Genomic DNA, 16,855 nt, shown 5'->3' with positions numbered 1-16,855 from the left:
GTTTAATGAGAGCAGTAGAAGGAGAAAATCAAGGTTCTAATATTGGAACCGAAAGGGGGATTTCCGTGACGAAAAATCTCCTCTCATCCCGATCGATGGGAGGATGCCTGCCATCCTTGTAAAGCGGGGCTACCTTCTCCAGCACAATGGAGTCGTGGACAGGATCGATATAATCAATGAGTTCCGCATCGAAGTTTCGCTACGGTTTTGTTTTTTACTCAATTTTACAAGCTTTTTGAACAGTCTCTTAAAATACTAAAAATATGGAGGTTTTCTGTAATGAAAAGAATTTTATCCATTACCCTCGTAATAATGATGTTATTCGGTATGGTATCGGTCACAACATACGCAAAAAAAGATAATGCCAGCAAAGATGCCAAAATTGCATCGATTAAATTTGATAATAATTTGAAGGACGATGCAAATCAACAAGATTTGATAGCAAAAGGGAATTATAGTTTTGTAGACGGTGTATTACCCGGAACCAAAGCTCTGCACTTAGAAAGCGGAAATGGCAATAATGTCAGTACGCCGCAGAGCTTGAAATTTGGAGAAGAGAGTTTTACCGTATCCTTCTGGTATAAGGGCGACACTAAAAATAATAATGTCATATTATCGAACAAGGATTTTAGTAACGGCTCTAACGCAGGCTGGGCAATTTACACATCAGCCAATTCGATCAACATGAATTTTGGATTCCCGACTGCAAAAGTAAAGAACATTTCCTTTGGGCGCAACACGTTTGATGCTTCCGATTGGCGTTACGTGACATTTGTTGTAGACAGAGATAAAATGCTCGCGTCGCTTTATATTGATGCTTACAAAATGGCTGAAACTTCGCTGAGGCACGGATCTTTAGATACGTCGAATCCTTTAAATATAGGTAGCGACGCATTGGGCAACCTCGGCGGCAATTCATTCGATATCGCTGATCTGATGATTTGGAAAGGCGTCATTAGCAGTAAAGTCGTTCAAGCGAATTATAATAGCTACGCTGGACATACAGTAGATATGAACGCACTTAACGGCGCTATATCAGAAGCAAATACAATTATAGAAGGCGGTCTCGACAACGGCTTCAGCAAAACCGATTTTGATTATTTGAAAAAGGTTTATAAATATGCAAAAAAGGTTGAAAAAACGCAAAAAGTAAAATTTTATACACAGGAAACCATCAATTATTACGAACGTGAACTAAACAACGCCATATTCATCTATCAAAAAAGCAATAAAACATTAACGCCCCCTGGCTTAAATGTAACTATAAACAGTGACACGGAAATCAGCAGTAATCCCGCTGCAATCGCGCGGGTGGAAGACGATATGAGAAAAGCCATGAGCGTATTCCCGCAGGCCGATGTCATGTTGATTCCTGGCGACGTTACCGGCGGTAACAAAGCCAGTGAATATGTGTGGATGGGTGAGCTTACAAACGTATACAATAAACTTCAAAGTGAGGGATTATTTGACAAGACGGAGTTATTAATGGTAAGAGGCAACCATGATATGGGCGGCGCCGAAAACCTAATACCTATCGGTTCGGCGGGCGCGTGGAACGAAGCAACGCAATCGTACGATAACAATTTCTTTAACAGTGCTTATCGGGTCAAGGTAAAAGGATACAATATTGTCGGTTTTGACGCAAATTACAATAACCAAAATACGGTGGGTAAAACCCAAAATTACCTCAAAACAATCACAGAAGAAGAGGATTATGATCCAACAAAACCCATATTTGTAATGTCTCACTTCCCTGTAAGCGGAACCGTGTGGGGATCGAGATGGAGCAGCTCGGGAAGTAATGCTGTTGGTAAATATATTGCCGACAATAATTTGTCGCAGGTGTTTTATATGTCAGGCCATACGCAATACGACCCGACCGACGAACGTTCTCTCCATCAAGGTTCGGCTACGTTCCTCGATTCCGGTGCGTCGTCATATTCCAGTTATATTGATGACGGTCCGTACGGCGGATATATAGAAGGCGCGTATATCAAGTATAAAACCACACCTCGCATCGTGAATTTCTTAGAGGTTTACGGACCGAAAATTATCATCAAACAGTATAATTTAAGTACGAATGAATTTGTAGGCATACCTCGTGTAGTAAATGCTGGCGAAGGCAAAAATGCCTTTACGTACAGCAGGAACGATATAAGAGAACTTATACCTCCGCAGTTTGATGAGGGTATTACGGTTGATTCTATCACCAGCAACGAAGTTAATTTTACGATGAAGCAAGCAGATGATAATGTACGCGTTTTGGAATACAATGTTGAGCTTATCAACAAGCTCACCGGGGATGTGGACAAATCGTTTAACAGCCTTTCGCTGCCGCTAGACGAACCATTCGATGAATACAGGCAATATAAGATTACAGGTTTATTGCCGAAAACGCCATATTTACTCAGGGTATTCGCCGCGGATTCCATGTATAACCGTTCGTCGCAGGATATTGACATTATAACGGAGGGTGTTAACTTAAACAGCATCACTGCGCCTGCAGCAGTTATAGGAGTGGACAACGGAACAGCGAAGACAGCAGCAGCTCTTAGATTGCCGCAAACGGTAAAATTGGAGACCGATGATGGAAGTATAGATGCCAATGTGACTTGGAATGTTGGCGCTTCAAGCTATGATCCAGCTATAAAGACTGCACAAACTTTTACAATAGCTGGAACAGTAACCTTGCCATCAGGGATTGAAAATCCAAACAACGTGCCATTGGAAACGAGCATCAGTGTAACTGTAGATGCACTACCGGCAGTTTTTGTTAAAGCAGCAAACTATACTTCCTCGAACAATGTACAGAAAGAAAACTCCAGTGACATTGGCGGTGGACAGTCTGTCGGATATATTGGTGTAGGCTCATGGATGGAATACAGCGACATCGATATTCCGTCAACAGGAACATATACCCTGCAATACAGGGTGGGTGTCAATAAGTCGACAGGATCAAGTATCCATTTTATCGTAGACGGAGTTACGCAAAAGACGACCACATTACCGTACTCGGGGGGCTGGTCAAGTTGGACAACAGTGTCCGATAAGGTTACACTGACGGCCGGGAAGCATACAATCAGGCTTTATGCAGCTACAGACGGATTCAACATAAACTGGTTCAAGTTGTTTGCACAGGATTAGACGCTCGTAAATATAACGGAATTTAGGATGGAACGGTAATAAAGAGGGGGAGATCTGATATTCTCCCCCTTATTATTTAGGTGGTTTATAGGTACCAAAAGGCGCACTGCATGTCGTTAGATTTGTTCGAGATCAGCAGTTTTGTTTACCGAGAAGAAACATGAAAAGAAATCCTTTTCTACTTGGTCCATTTTATGAAAAGAGGTCCAGCAGCTATGAACTTAAGAACTTTCCTCTCCTTGTTCATCATCGTATTAATTTTGGGGACTGCCACAACTTCATTTGCGCATTCCTCAAGCATGGGTTACTCGAAGTTAAACGTTAAAGGGAACCAGATTGACTATGAACTTTTTCTTGATCAACGAGACTTGCTTGTGCAATTTGATACCAACAAGAATGATAATCTGGAAAACGAGGAACTGCCCTCGCAAAAGGACGGAATCGAATCGTTTTTACAGAAAGAACTTCGAATAGATGTGGATTCGAAACCCTTAACGATGGAATTGCTTTCGATGGACGTGACAACAAAGGATTCCACAAGAGGCGTAGTGTTTCAATTAAGGTTAACCGCCGATGAAGCGATCGAACAATTAAATATTCATTACAATCTGGTGTTTGAAGATGCGCCTGCTCATACGAGTGTACTCTTGGTCCATTCAGGGAAATTTTTCTATGAGGATATTCTTGATATTAATAGAAAAGATATTCAGATCACCTTTCCCGCGGCGGAAACTCCCGGAAGCTGCAACGATTGCGGCCATAGAGTTCAGTCCGAGATTGGCTCCGTCCTGTGGAAATACTTTGTACTTGGAATCGAACACATTTTGATCGGGTACGATCATTTGCTGTTTTTGTTATCCTTAGTATTAATCGCATCTCGCTTCAAGGATGCGTTGAAAATTGTTACTGCTTTTACAATCGCCCACAGCATTACACTGTTCTTGGTGGCCACCGACCGTATTCAGGTCAGTTCGCATTGGGTCGAAGCCTTGATTCCCCTGACGATCTGTTATGTGGCAGTGGAAAATATGTTTGTTCAAAAGGCGAAATGGCGGTGGCTAATGACAGCCATATTTGGCCTGATTCACGGTATGGGTTTCGCCGGGGCTTTGGCTGAAACGGGACTTCCAAAGAGCAATCTGATTGGCTCACTCCTGACGTTTAATCTAGGTGTGGAAGCGGGCCAGCTCATGATCTTATGCCTATTACTTCCCTTCTTGCTATGGCTGCGAAGGTTCCCATGGTATCGTAAAATGATGATTTCAACGTCTTGCCTTATTTTTGTGCTGGCATTTTATTGGTTAATTCAAAGATTGTAATTAGGCCATTTATTGATCAATACGAGAGTTAGCGGTATTTTTGCTAGCTCTTTTTTATTATTGCGTGTCTAACCAAGTCAGGCACAACTAGCTGGTATCGTCCGGTCGAGGTAAGAGCCTAGTCGCCTCGTAGAGCGGCGCTAGCATTTGCGAAACGCGGTGCGACGATAGTGATTGGCGATGTAGATGAACGAAGTAACGAAACGGTAAAGCTGATCGAAGAAACAGGAGGAAACGCTGTTTATTATCAAACAGATGTATCGAATAAGGAGCAAGCCGCCGCATTGATTGAAAAAACGGTAAATCGATTCGGCCGCTTAGATCATGCATTTAATAATGCCGGTATTCTGCCCCCATCAAAACCGTTTATTAAGATGAATGGGAATGATTTCGATGGAACGATTGCAGTCGATTTGAAAGGCGTATTTTTGATGATGAAATATGAGATTGAAACGATGTTGAAGTTCGGCGGCGAAGTTGCCTTCGCCTTGTGTCATTTGCTTGGTTTCCAACTAATGCCGAGATTTATTATGATTCAAGAGGTACTTTTGGAACAAAACAAATCTCTTCTTCAAAAGTTAACTCCTGAGGATTTCATAGCCTTAACACCATTAATCTATGCCCATATAAACCTGTATGGGACATTTAAGCTAAACATGCAAGAACGTCTGCCAATTCAAAGATCTTCCTAAGAATTACGATATATCTTTTCTTTTATGTAAAGAGAACTCCCCGTCTGCGGGTAGTACCAGCGAAGCTGTCACCACCCGCAATAAGGAATAGCAAGATTCCAAATATTTTTTGCATAAAGAACTGATCAGAACATTACAGTTATTTTTTAAATATAAACGTGAAAAACTTGTTTGATATGAAGCCTTCGGAAAGTATTCCCATAGGCTTCTTTACATAACATCTGTTTATTGGAAACCATAAAGGAAAACTCCAGCTCAATACTGAAGTTATCTTTAATCTGCTTAATATCTTTAGTCACTTAATTCATATTTAGGATTGGACCAAAATACTTCCTTTAAATCTACTAAAATCGTTTATTATAGGATTTTCATTTATCAATTCTTGAATGGTTTTCATCTCTATTTTCCTCCATAGGAATTTGTACTAGTATACCTTATTTCCACTTAATACCGTGATTGTAGGAACTCTCCCGATATAATGTGATGTCAGGAAGTCATTTTTATTCCAACAACCCCTACAATAATACACATTATCAGTAGGATTCTTCCAATACTTCTAGATTCATTAAATAAAATCATTCCAGCTAAAACACTTCCAACAGATCCGATACCTGTCCATATTGCATAGGCAGTACCGACTGGAAGAGAAATTAATGACAAAGATAGGAAATAAAAACTTAAGCTTCCGAAAATAATACAAGCAATAGAGGGGAGTAATTTTTTAAACCCGTCTGCTTGTTTTAGACTCATAACACTACCAATCTCGGCAAAGCCAGCAATAAGAAGAAAAATCCATGACATTGATTCATCCCCTAACCTTTTGTAACTCATTCCGTTTCATTTCTTTTAATTTTTTCGGTTCTTCAGGAATAAATTTTAAACCAATTATTCCAAATATGATTAAAGTTACAAAAAATACCTTTAATGGACTAATAGTCTCTCCCCAAAATAGTGTACCAGTTATAACTGTTCCCACCGTTCCTAAACCTGTAAAAATAGCGTAACCAGTACCTAATGAAATGAAATGTAAAGCTTTAGAAAGTAAAAAGAAACTAAAAAGTATTATAACTACTGTTATGATACTAGGTATTGGTTGAGTAAATCCGTGTGAATATTTCAGACCTATCACCCAGACAATTTCCAAAAGACCTGCAATGATGATATATAACCATCCCATAAATCGTTCTCTCCCTCGACATTTTCACTATTACTCATCCATTAGTATTTTTAAAACTTTAATATTACTATTGGAGAATAGAAATGTCATTAAAAGTGCGAATGTTACTATAATGGATTACTATTATTTTTTAATCGCTAAGTTCTCCATATATTGATAAATCGCATGAGCTACGCCATTTTGATCATTACTTAATGTTGTTGTTGTACAAACAGCTTTTATGTCGTCATTTGCATTATCCATTGCAACACTGTGTCGAACTTTTTGGAACATCGATAAATCATTATTGCTATCCCCAATTGCCATAGCCTGATCTAATGATCCATTCATTAAGAACGCTAATTTTTCAAGGGCCAATCCTTTTGATGCACTTTTATTAGTAATTTCAATGTTATGATCCGCAGATGAAACAACCATTAATTCGTTATACTCTTTGAATTGGTTCCATGCTTCCTCTAATTTCTTTTTATCAAATGAACACGCTAAAATATTTAAAAATTCTTCCTCTTTGTTTAGGATATCATGATAATTATCCACTAAAACATAACCAAACTGATCAAATTGTCTTTCAGCAACTTGAACCAATTCCTTCATATATTCATCTAAATCTGTGCTTTTTAACCTATTAATCTCATTTTGAAATTGTTCTCTTCCATTTTTAAGGGTATAGATGGCTTTATCAGTAAACACTTCATAATAAAAATTCCGTTCATCTAACCATTTAACAATAGCTTCGACGCGATCTTTAGCTATTGTAATTGAAGAAATTTTCATTCCATCCTTTGAATGAATAGTTGATCCATTTGTCCCAATGACAAATGTTGATATCTCGGCTTTCTCACAAATATTTTGAACGTCAAAGTAAGCTCTACCTGTTGAAATGACTACTTCAATTCCACTTTCTTGCGCATATTTAATGGCCTTAATATTTTCTTCACTAATTTCATTCTGATGGTTTAATAATGTTCCATCTAAATCAATTGCAATGTATCCCATGGTGTATAGCTCCTTTGCCATTTAATCTATTAGATAATCTATTTTAATGCTCTTATTTCAATTTGAGTAATTTTCCAATTTATAAAAGTGAAAAAAGAGAGAGAACTCCCTCTTTTAATTCTATATCCATAATTGTATTGACTATGCTTCAATCCAATCGATATCCTCTAATTTTGAATGAGTCTTCCATTCCTCTGGAAATGGTCGATCGCAAACAATCACATCGACTTTTTCTAAAGGACAAACTTTACAAAATGTATCGACACCCATTTTAGAGTAATCCGTTAGCATGATTACTTGTTTTGATACCTCAACCATCTTTCGCGAAACCAATGTTTCATGTAAATGATAATTACTAATACCACTTTTAATAGAAACTCCACCTGCTGAAATGAAGGCTTTATCAAGATTAAATTGATTTAATAGTTGTTCGGTAAAACTACCGCTAATAGATTGCTGCTTCGAATCAATTAATCCACCTAATAATAATACTTGCCCTGAAAACTTATTTTGATTTAGCGATTCAGTCAGTACAGAAGAAACGGGAAGGGAGTTGGTAATAATGGTTATGTCCTGTTTATTTTCAATACATTTTGCAAATTCAAGCATAGTTGTCCCTACATCAATGGCAATCACATCACCGTTAGAAATAAGTTCAACTGCTTTTTTACCAATCTTAACCTTTGCATCCTGGTTCACAGTTGTACGTTGAGTGAACGGAGGTTCCTCAAATTGAAAAACTGATTTAATCGCACCTCCATAAACCCTTTTTAAAAGCCCTTTTTCCTCTAAGATCATTAAGTCACGTCGAATTGTTTCCTCTGAAACTTGAAATTGGCTCACTAATTCCATGACTTTTACTTTTCCCATTGTTTTAAGTTCTTTTAATATTTCATTCTTTCTTTCTTCAGGCAATACAGACATCAATCTTCCTCCATTTACATTATTTAATTATAAAATAATGCATTCATTCTTAGGTACAATTATTTGAACGTGAGCTCCTTGTTCAAACATTTTCCCGCGGTGGTGAAGGTAATCTACATGGAAAGCAGATTCAACTGTTTCTACTTCATATCTTAAAACATTCCCTGTCATAGAAACATCTTTAATAAACCCTTCAATTCTCCAGTTGTCTTGTAAATCTGATGTATCCTCATCAGTTGAAACTAATTGTAATACTTCTGGTCGAATAGCAACTTCTTTTCCTTTTAATTCTGAGTTACGAACAAGCTTATGAAACACTTCTATACTACAAACATTGTAATTTCCAATAAATTTTGCAACAAATGTATTGACAGGTGTAGTATAAATTTCAGATGGTGAACCGGATTGTACAACAATTCCTTTATTCATTACAAAAATTCGGTCAGACATCGTCATGGCTTCTTCCTGATCATGAGTAACAAAAATAGTCGTAATATCTAACTCTTTCTGGATTCTTTTTAATTCTTTTTGTAAATTTTTTCTGATTTTTGCATCTAATGCACTTAATGGTTCATCTAATAGAAGCACTTTTGGCTCCATAACAAGCGCACGAGCAAGAGCAACCCTTTGCTGTTGTCCCCCAGATAATTGATGTGGATATGATGCTTCTTTTCCAATTAAATCGACCATTTCAATCATCTTTTTTACTCTTGCGTTTATATCTTTTACCTTCTTCATTTTAAGGCCGTACGCAATATTATCATAAACGTTCATATTCGGAAAAAGCGCATATGACTGAAAAACCATACCGACTTCACGCTGACGTGGGGATAAATTAGTAATATCTATTCCATCAATTAAGATACTTCCTACATCTACATCCTCGAGACCTGCAATCGAGCGTAATAATGTACTCTTTCCGCATCCACTTTGCCCAAGAAGTGTAGCAAATTCTCCTTTTTTTAATGTTAATGAAATATTATTTAAAACTACTTGATTATCATAACCCTTAGTCACTTGATCAATCGTTACATAGCTCATTAGTTTTCACCTTCTAAAGCTGTATTTTTTTGACGGTATTGTTTTTTAAATATTGAAAGAATACGCTTTTTATTTGACATGATTGGACCTTTATCTTTTTTAAAAGTAAGCTTTAATACTGTACCTGTTAAAAGTAAAATCATTGAATAATAAGTAATGACAATAGCACTTGTTAAATGACCACTACTATTTAGTTTGTCAGCCATATAAATCTGAAGCGTTTCAAAACGACCTCCAACAAGTAAATTGGCCATTGCAAATTCACTAAATAATAGAGCGACTGATAATAAAGTGGACACTAAAATACCAGAGATAATATTTGGAAATACAACCGTACGAAACGCTTGGAATTTTGTGGCACCCAATAATTCAGCTGCATCAACTAGTTGCACCGCATTTAGTGTACGAAGACTATTACGAATACCTTGATACATAAATGGTAGAATGGTAATAAAATAGGCACCAACTAATATCCAAGGGGTACCGGCTATCTGAATGGGTCCATCTGAATATAATTTAATTAATCCAACAGCACCAACGATTGGAGGAATTCCATAAGGAAGCATAGCTGTTGCTTGAAGCAATCTTTCCCATTTACTGAAATATACTGAGATAATAAAGATCGTAGGAAGCATGATTACAACGCTTAATCCAACGGTCATCATAATTAAAAACAGCGTTCGTTTAAAAGCATCATAAAACCTTTCATCCTGAAATAATTCCATATACCATTTCATTGTATAATTCTCAGGTAAAATGGTATGATCCCATTTACCAGCAATTGAGAATAAGAGTGTTCCTATAAGAGGAATTATTAAATATATAACTAGTAGCCCAATTATCACTTTATGAAAAGTCATTGAAGATTTCATCGTAAATCCCTCCTAATGCGACGCATCATTCGTTCATTAAACCACATTGCCCCTATCATGGTGGATGCTAGAAGAACTCCCAATGCACTACCTAGCTGTGGCTTTAACGTCACATCACTAGCTACAAGTGAGGCAATTTGTAATGATAACAAATTATAGTTACTGCCGACCAATGCATAGGCTGTAGCGTATGCTCCCATCGCATTTGCAAACAAAATACTAAATGTCCCTACAATACTAGGTAAAAGTACTGGAATCCCTATGCGTAACCAAAATGAAAACTTTGAACCACCTAACAACGAGGAGGCTTCCTTCCATTGTTTCTTAACTCCTTGGTAAGAAGGATAAATAAGCATTACAGCGAGAGGAATTTGAAAATAAACATAAACTAAAATGAGTCCTGTCCAAGAGTATAAATTAAAGTCTGCGAACAAATCCCAACCGATCTTTCCAAAAAGCAACGTAAACAATCCATTGTTTCCTAGTAAAATAATATATGAAAATGAAAGCGGAATCCCTTCAAAGTTAGAGGTCATATTGGCAATCATCAATAGTCGATTTTGGATTTTTTGTGAAAATTTCGTAAAAGAATAAGCTACAATGACTGCTACAATCACTGAGACTACAGCAGAAAATATAGCTATGATAAAGCTGTTTTTTACGGCTTGTAAGTAAAATTTACTTTTGAATATTGTTAAATATTGGTCAATTGAAAATGTAATTCCATCGTCTGCATATAAACTATTTTTGATCATTGCCACTAATGGTCCTATTTCAAAACCTATAACAAACAAAATAAATGGCAATAAAAGAGCTAATAAATAAATTTTTTGTTTTTTTATTTTTCGCAAGACTTTTCGCTCCTTTATTTTCTCTAACAATTTTGGAATTGGTCTAACGGTACATTCGTTAAACCAATTCCAATAAAAACTCAATCTCTTCAGGGGGGGATCCTTTATTTAATAGAAATTCTTTCTTTCAAGCCAGGGAATTGATATGAAATCATTTTATTAGACGGCGCAATATTTAAAAGCTCACAAACAAGTGGTGCGAAAGCTAATTGTGGAATTTCTTCACTGTACACTCCCGGATTAACTTTTGGACTGACGATAAAGAGCGGTACATCACGCTCACCATCCGTTATTCCGCCATGGTTTCCAGTTTCACTCATTCCATGATCAGATGTGATTAAAACGTGGTAGCCTTCTTTGATCCAAATTGGCAGAAGTTGTGCCAATAAGCTTCCCATTTTTAAAATTTGTTCACGATATTCTTTTGATTCCGAACCATATATTTCTCCTTTTACATCTACACCAAGCGGGTGAATATATAAGAAGTGAGGATCGTATTTTCTACGTAATGCTTCTGCATCCACTAATACATGACTATCTGGATAGTCATCTTCCCAATAAAACTTTCCGTATTGAATTGGCTTTGATGGATCCTCTTGCTCACGATCTTCAATATGGTGGAATGGCGCACGATTATAAAGTTCGCTTACCCAGTAATACGATACCGATCCGTTTCTTAAGCCATTTTCTTGCGTAAGATGAAACAAACTTTTCTCAGTAGATAAGCGTACTGCATAGTTAGATGTAATTCCATTTACTGATGCAGGCGTTCCAGTTAGTAACACCTCATATAATGGGCGAGAAAGACTAGGAAGCTCCGACTTCACTTTGTAAAGTGATGCCTGATTCGTTTCAACTAAATGTTGAAGAAATCCTAATGCCTCACATGCTTTATCGTATCTCATACCATCAACAACGATGGCTATTACTTTATTTGACATGTACTAACACCTCTTCTTGCCATTTTTGTGGTAATGTTTTAACTGTTTCTTCCCAAGCTTTGTAATCATTGATTGGTTTTGCATTTTCGTACTGTTCTTCTGGAACCATTTTTTCAGCTACTTCTTTTGGAAGTTCTACATCGCGAATTGGACGGGCAAATCCTTTAGCTAAATAAATTTGTCCTTCATCGCTTAAGATATATTCTCTTGTCGCCATCGCAGCATGTGGATGCTTAGCATATTTATTGATAATTGTTGCGTAACCACTTACTACTGAACCCTCACTAGGAATGCTTACATCAAATTGATCACGATTAATTTGTTCAGCGTATCCAAGAGCATTGAAGTCCCATACTAGGGCAACTTCCACTTCACCTTTTTCGATATTAGCTGGTTTAGCATCTGTTAAACTTAGACGGCCTTGCTTCGCAAGCTTGTTGAAAAATTCAATTCCTGGTTTAAGATTTGTTTCATCTCCGCCGTAAGCGATCGCAGCAGCAAGAACGGCCATTTGGTTCTGGGCACCACGTTGTACATCTCCAACTGTTACTTTATAATCTCCATTTAAGATGTCATCCCAAGATTTTGGCGGATTTTTTACTAACTCTTTATTCGTTAAGAATGCAATTGTTCCTTGGTAACCAACAACCCAATCTCCGTTGTCATCTTTTGCCCATTCAGGTACCTCGTCCCAATAAGAAGTTTTATAAGGAATCGTCAATTCTTTTTGTTCAGCGATTGGCCCAAAGGCAATCCCTACATCACCGATATCAGCAGTTGCATTCTCTTTTTCAGATTCCATTTTAGCTATCTCTTCGGCACTGGATAAATCTGTATCACTGTGTTTCAATGTATATTTATCAGTAACTTCTGTCCACGTTTCACCCCAGTTTGCCCATGAATCTGGCATACCAACACTATTAATTTCTCCCTCTTCTTTTGCTTTTGTTTCGATTTCTTTCATGGTTATCGAATTGGGATCACTAACAACTGGAGCAGCCTGCTCATCAACAGCTCCACAAGCAGCTAATCCTAGTACACTCACTCCTAACATCACAGCTTGAATAGACTTGTAACAATTCTTCTTGAATGTGTAATTCATAAAAGTGCCTCCATTTAGTGTGGTATTTTTAATGTTTATTACTGTTTGTTACAGGTTAATCATAATTCGACAATGTTAATCCCACATTAATCCAACGTTAAGATTTTGTAAATCAGCTCTTAATTTCTCAAACCCATCAGCTTCGGGAAACTGTTGTTTACTATCTTTCCTAAACTTTCAAACTAAAAAAGGAATGGGCATGTTTTTCGTTCGTTTTTTCTTAATAGTAAGAATTGCGCAAAAAGTCAAAAATGATTGACTGAATAAAAGCGATTTTGATAAAATCAACTTGTACACATAAGTGAATAACTGTTTAACGGTAAGGGGGTCATTTGTTGCTGGATAAAAATAATAATGTTCCTCTCTATGTTCAATTGTATCGACAGCTACGAGAGCAGATATTAAACGGGGAATATAAGCAAGGGGAATTCATACCTTCTGAGACAGAAGTTATGAAAGCGTTTGAAACGACAAGAGGAACAGTAAGAAATGCCATTTCATTACTAGTTAATGATGGTTTGGTCCAACAATTGCGTGGGAAAGGAACTCTCGTTTTGTTGAGGCCATTACAGTACAGTATTACAAATTTCGGTGGATTTACGGATTATTTAAATATCCGGAAGGAAGTTGGTGTTTCAAAAGTATTAGATCTAAGAATCGTGTCATTGGAAGGGGAAAGGTTCTATAAATTGATTCGAGCACGAGGAGTCAAAAAAGGAGACACCACTACTTATCTAATGATAGATACTTCAATACTCCCCGTCAGCTTATTTCCTGGGCTGGATCAATATGACTTTGAAAAAGAGTCTCTCTATCAAGTACTTAGAGAAAAATATCTAATTTATCCGAACCGCACAGAAATTGCCCTCTCACCTGTATCCATTGATAAGCAGACGAGGGAAATATTTCAGGTTCATGAAAATGAACATGCTCTACTGAAGGCGGAAGGTAGTATTTTTGACCAAAATAACATAGAAATCGAGAAAGTAAAGATCATTTATGCGCCAAATATTGAATTTAATATTATGACCAAACTGAATTAATCATTATTTTCTATCATTATAAATCTTGAGAAAAAGTTACCTAGTAAACAGTTTTTTCCCGTGATGAAAAGATGGCATCATAGAAATAGTAATCAACGTTTGAAGAATGCAAGTAATTAAGGTTTTATGTGTTGGAAATGGAGGAGACGGAAGGAGAAATCTTGTTTTACTTTTTTCTATAACGGCAAAAGCTTATCCTTAAGCTTGAAATCCCTCATTTTTCAAAGGTGCACAAAAGATCACGGAGGTTTATTTATGAATAAAGACTATTCATTTTTCGTTGGAGATGTTGCGCTTGACGAATACTATAGAGCACCATACTGGCCAAATATTAGAGAAAAGGTACTTGTCGAGGCATTGCCACCTCAAATGGGTGGAAGCATAGCCAATGCAGCTAGTGTGTATACTGCCTATAACGAATCTGTCTATTTTCTATCACTGCTCAATAGTGGAAAAATTTCACAAATGCTATGTGAGGATTTACGAAAGCAAGGAATTGATACTAGCTATGTTTTATATGACGATACCCTTCCGGATGCAAAAAATTTTATTATTCTAGCTGAGGATGATCATACTTTATTTATATCTACTTTAGGTATTCAGCAAATAGAGATTACTTCAGAGATTCTCGACGCCATGTGCCGAGCTAAATATGTATACACAACGATAGTAGAAATTAGACCATTGCGCTGTGGTGAGATGAATGCAATTGAGATTATTAAAAAGATTAGAGAATCAGGTGCAAAGATCGTTTGTGATCTTGATGTGGTTAACATCGAGAAAAGAGACGAAATTTTCTTTGAAGAAATTGATATTGCATTTTTCAATAAGGTTGGATTTGATGTGTATCGAAACGGAACAACCTATGAGCAAGCGGTGTCACGCTTACTGAGCTATGGAACGGAAATAGTAGTTGTTACATTAGCCGAAGAAGGCTGTTTGGTTTACACGAAAAATCAGCATATCCAAGTACAAGGAATATCAGTTGATGTGGTCGATGTTACCGGCGCTGGTGATACCTTTTGCAGTTCCTTTATGTATGCCATGAATAAATGTGATGATTTAAGAATGGTAGCCAATTTTGCCAATGCTGCCGCAGCTAGAGCTGTTACCATTTTTGGAGCTCGAGGAGGCGTTACTTCAAGCCAAACCATCCTTGAATTTATGAAGGAAAAAGGGATAGAAACGGGAACTGAAATATAATTGTTTCTAGGCTGAGACCCCACTCAACTAAAGTTTAAAGCAGTAAAGAGCGAAAACGCTTGAAAAGAAAATAGCCTTGCAGAATTTTTTTGAAAGGCTTTTGCGCCAATGGGTTTGTAAAATCTAATTTCATATACCTGGGTTCAGGTGATACGGTGAACCATACGGATTGGGATATAGTGGTAGCGGGGCAACGTGTGCAAGTTATCAAAGATACTGAGGCCGGCGTTAAAGGAACACTTAAGATTAGGGGGAGTAGAGCATGGGGATACCTACACTATTATTAAATGCATTCATTATTATAATTTGTATTCTTTGCTATCAAGTCTTTTGGTTAGATAAAGATGGAAAAGAAACACGTAATGAACTATATATTTCCCTGCTTTCATCAATTGCTATTATTCTTTGCATGACGTTTCCCTTTAATTTTCAATCCGGATATATTTATGATTTAAGGCTTATTCCTATCCTTTTAGTCTTTCTCTATGGCGGTTTTAGAAGCTTTATTATTATCACCTTTGTATATATTTCTTACCGCTTTTACTTAGGAGGAAGTGGCTTTTTCCCATCAGTTGTTGTATATATCATGACCATTACCATTACTTTGATGTTTCATTATTTTATACCTACTTATTTAAAGAAAAGAAAAATATTGTTCAGCACACTGCTTATTTTCATTTGCACTAGTTCCTTTTCTGCCTTTGCTATAATGAACCAAATGAGGATAAATGATAAAGTCGAAGTTTCATTTATCCAATTTTTATCCAATTATATAGTAATCAATATCCTTACGGGATTGTTATCTATTTATTTAATTGAAGGTATGATTGAAAAGTTTAAAATGAAAGAAAAAATTCAACGGGCCGAAAAATTTTGTGCGATAAGTGAAATGGCCGCTTCTATTGCCCACGAGATTCGAAATCCACTGACTACGGTATATGGATTTATGCAGTTGTTTAATAAAAATGAAATCTTAGAAACAAATAAGGATGAATATTTGCAAGTCATGCTGATGGAGTTAGAAAAGACACAACTCATTATTGAGGATTATATGTCCTTAGCAAAACCACAAATTTGCTTGAAAGAATCTTTAGATATTAGCCAAATCGTCCAACAGGTAATAAATGCAATATCACCGATGGCCCTATTGCATAATGTTGAAGTTAAAACAAGTAATAAAGATCCTCTTTATATAAATGCCAACGCCAATAAAATAAAACGTTGTTTAATTAATATTGCTATAAATGGGATTGAAGCTATGGTTCATGGAGGAATATTGCAAATCAATGTAAAAAAGATGAAGAATAATGTTGTGATTAATATTATTGATTCAGGCATTGGAATGTCCCCTGAGGAGATAAAGCGAATCGCCATGCCGTTTTATTCTACAAAAGAGAAGGGAACTGGACTCGGCACTATGATTTCATACGGTATTATTAAAGAATTAAACGGGGATATAGAAATAAAAAGCAAAAAAGGGAAGGAAACATGTTTTTCTATTATTATACCTTCTATATAAAAGAGCCCAACATGGCGAGGGACCCTCAAAA

The 16,855-nt window shown here is 36.8% G+C and carries 14 protein-coding genes and 1 pseudogene; 6 read left to right on the top strand and 9 right to left on the bottom strand.

Translation table 11 applies throughout. The features are described 5' to 3' along the window. Positions 1-279: 279 nt before the first annotated feature. The 3 genes and pseudogenes from TR08_RS05100 to TR08_RS31780 form a co-directional block, all read left to right on the top strand. Entirely contained in the window at positions 280-3,144 is a 2,865-nt protein-coding gene (locus TR08_RS05100) for a carbohydrate-binding protein (RefSeq protein WP_045516293.1), read from the top strand. A 215-nt stretch (positions 3,145-3,359) separates the two neighbouring features. Beyond that, the gene (locus TR08_RS05095) at positions 3,360-4,463 is read left to right on the top strand and encodes a HupE/UreJ family protein (RefSeq protein ID WP_045516292.1); all 1,104 of its coding nucleotides are present in this window, start codon (positions 3,360-3,362) and stop codon (positions 4,461-4,463) included. A gap of 143 nt (positions 4,464-4,606) precedes the next feature. Further along, a pseudogene (locus TR08_RS31780) lies at positions 4,607-5,155 on the top strand (SDR family oxidoreductase); the annotation flags it as partial. Positions 5,156-5,641: 486 nt separating this feature from the next. Here TR08_RS31780 and TR08_RS05085 read toward each other — a convergent pair. From TR08_RS05085 to TR08_RS05045, 9 genes are all read right to left on the bottom strand, one after another. Beyond that, positions 5,642-5,956 (bottom strand): DMT family transporter, encoded by a 315-nt coding sequence (locus tag TR08_RS05085; RefSeq protein ID WP_045516290.1) that lies wholly within the window; start codon positions 5,954-5,956, stop codon positions 5,642-5,644. Positions 5,957-5,960: 4 nt separating this feature from the next. After that, entirely contained in the window at positions 5,961-6,332 is a 372-nt protein-coding gene (locus TR08_RS05080; RefSeq protein WP_045516288.1) for a DMT family transporter, read from the bottom strand. Between the two features lie 123 nt (positions 6,333-6,455). Then, on the bottom strand, positions 6,456-7,328 hold the full coding sequence (locus tag TR08_RS05075) for a Cof-type HAD-IIB family hydrolase (RefSeq protein ID WP_045516286.1): 873 nt from the start codon (positions 7,326-7,328) through the stop codon (positions 6,456-6,458). Between the two features lie 141 nt (positions 7,329-7,469). Next, positions 7,470-8,252: a DeoR/GlpR family DNA-binding transcription regulator gene (locus TR08_RS05070; RefSeq protein WP_045516284.1), complete on the bottom strand. Its 783-nt coding sequence runs from the start codon at positions 8,250-8,252 to the stop codon at positions 7,470-7,472. A gap of 27 nt (positions 8,253-8,279) precedes the next feature. Beyond that, the gene (locus TR08_RS05065; RefSeq protein WP_045516283.1) at positions 8,280-9,293 is read right to left on the bottom strand and encodes an ABC transporter ATP-binding protein; all 1,014 of its coding nucleotides are present in this window, start codon (positions 9,291-9,293) and stop codon (positions 8,280-8,282) included. Further along, entirely contained in the window at positions 9,293-10,165 is an 873-nt protein-coding gene (locus TR08_RS05060) for an ABC transporter permease (RefSeq protein WP_045516281.1), read from the bottom strand. The genes TR08_RS05065 and TR08_RS05060 overlap by 1 nt, the downstream gene beginning before the upstream one ends. Continuing rightward, positions 10,162-11,016: an ABC transporter permease gene (locus TR08_RS05055; RefSeq protein WP_045516279.1), complete on the bottom strand. Its 855-nt coding sequence runs from the start codon at positions 11,014-11,016 to the stop codon at positions 10,162-10,164. The genes TR08_RS05060 and TR08_RS05055 overlap by 4 nt, the downstream gene beginning before the upstream one ends. Before the next feature lie 104 nt (positions 11,017-11,120). Then, positions 11,121-11,957: an alkaline phosphatase family protein gene (locus TR08_RS05050; protein ID WP_045516278.1), complete on the bottom strand. Its 837-nt coding sequence runs from the start codon at positions 11,955-11,957 to the stop codon at positions 11,121-11,123. Beyond that, positions 11,947-13,059, bottom strand: a complete 1,113-nt coding sequence (locus TR08_RS05045; protein ID WP_045516277.1) for an ABC transporter substrate-binding protein — start codon at positions 13,057-13,059, stop codon at positions 11,947-11,949. The genes TR08_RS05050 and TR08_RS05045 overlap by 11 nt, the downstream gene beginning before the upstream one ends. Positions 13,060-13,394: 335 nt before the next feature. On the opposite strand from TR08_RS05045, the gene TR08_RS05040 reads away from it, so the two are divergent. The 3 genes from TR08_RS05040 (at position 13,395) to TR08_RS05030 (ending at position 16,824) form a co-directional block, all read left to right on the top strand. Then, on the top strand, positions 13,395-14,102 hold the full coding sequence (locus tag TR08_RS05040; protein WP_045516276.1) for a GntR family transcriptional regulator: 708 nt from the start codon (positions 13,395-13,397) through the stop codon (positions 14,100-14,102). A gap of 255 nt (positions 14,103-14,357) precedes the next feature. After that, positions 14,358-15,305, top strand: coding sequence for a carbohydrate kinase family protein (locus tag TR08_RS05035; RefSeq protein WP_045516274.1), 948 nt, complete (start codon positions 14,358-14,360; stop codon positions 15,303-15,305). Between the two features lie 262 nt (positions 15,306-15,567). Next, on the top strand, positions 15,568-16,824 hold the full coding sequence (locus TR08_RS05030; RefSeq protein ID WP_045516273.1) for an ATP-binding protein: 1,257 nt from the start codon (positions 15,568-15,570) through the stop codon (positions 16,822-16,824). Positions 16,825-16,855: the final 31 nt, after the last annotated feature.

Source organism: Neobacillus niacini (assembly GCF_000759675.1).
GTDB classification, from domain to species: Bacteria; Bacillota; Bacilli; order Bacillales; family Cytobacillaceae; genus Neobacillus; species Neobacillus niacini_A.
Note: the sequence above shows the minus strand (reverse complement) of the source record. Positions and strands in the feature narration are given on the sequence as shown.

Bases quoted from the DNA above. Each gene is read 5' to 3' on its own strand.
- TR08_RS05100 (WP_045516293.1), top strand. From the start codon at position 280: ATGAAAAGAATTTTATCCATTACCCTCGTAATAATGATGTTATTCGGT.
- TR08_RS05095 (WP_045516292.1), top strand. From the start codon at position 3,360: ATGAACTTAAGAACTTTCCTCTCCTTGTTCATCATCGTATTAATTTTG.
- TR08_RS05085 (WP_045516290.1), bottom strand. From the start codon at position 5,956: ATGTCATGGATTTTTCTTCTTATTGCTGGCTTTGCCGAGATTGGTAGT.
- TR08_RS05080 (WP_045516288.1), bottom strand. From the start codon at position 6,332: ATGGGATGGTTATATATCATCATTGCAGGTCTTTTGGAAATTGTCTGG.
- TR08_RS05075 (WP_045516286.1), bottom strand. From the start codon at position 7,328: ATGGGATACATTGCAATTGATTTAGATGGAACATTATTAAACCATCAG.
- TR08_RS05070 (WP_045516284.1), bottom strand. From the start codon at position 8,252: ATGTCTGTATTGCCTGAAGAAAGAAAGAATGAAATATTAAAAGAACTT.
- TR08_RS05065 (WP_045516283.1), bottom strand. From the start codon at position 9,293: ATGAGCTATGTAACGATTGATCAAGTGACTAAGGGTTATGATAATCAA.
- TR08_RS05060 (WP_045516281.1), bottom strand. From the start codon at position 10,165: ATGAAATCTTCAATGACTTTTCATAAAGTGATAATTGGGCTACTAGTT.
- TR08_RS05050 (WP_045516278.1), bottom strand. From the start codon at position 11,957: ATGTCAAATAAAGTAATAGCCATCGTTGTTGATGGTATGAGATACGAT.
- TR08_RS05045 (WP_045516277.1), bottom strand. From the start codon at position 13,059: ATGAATTACACATTCAAGAAGAATTGTTACAAGTCTATTCAAGCTGTG.
- TR08_RS05035 (WP_045516274.1), top strand. From the start codon at position 14,358: ATGAATAAAGACTATTCATTTTTCGTTGGAGATGTTGCGCTTGACGAA.
- TR08_RS05030 (WP_045516273.1), top strand. From the start codon at position 15,568: ATGGGGATACCTACACTATTATTAAATGCATTCATTATTATAATTTGT.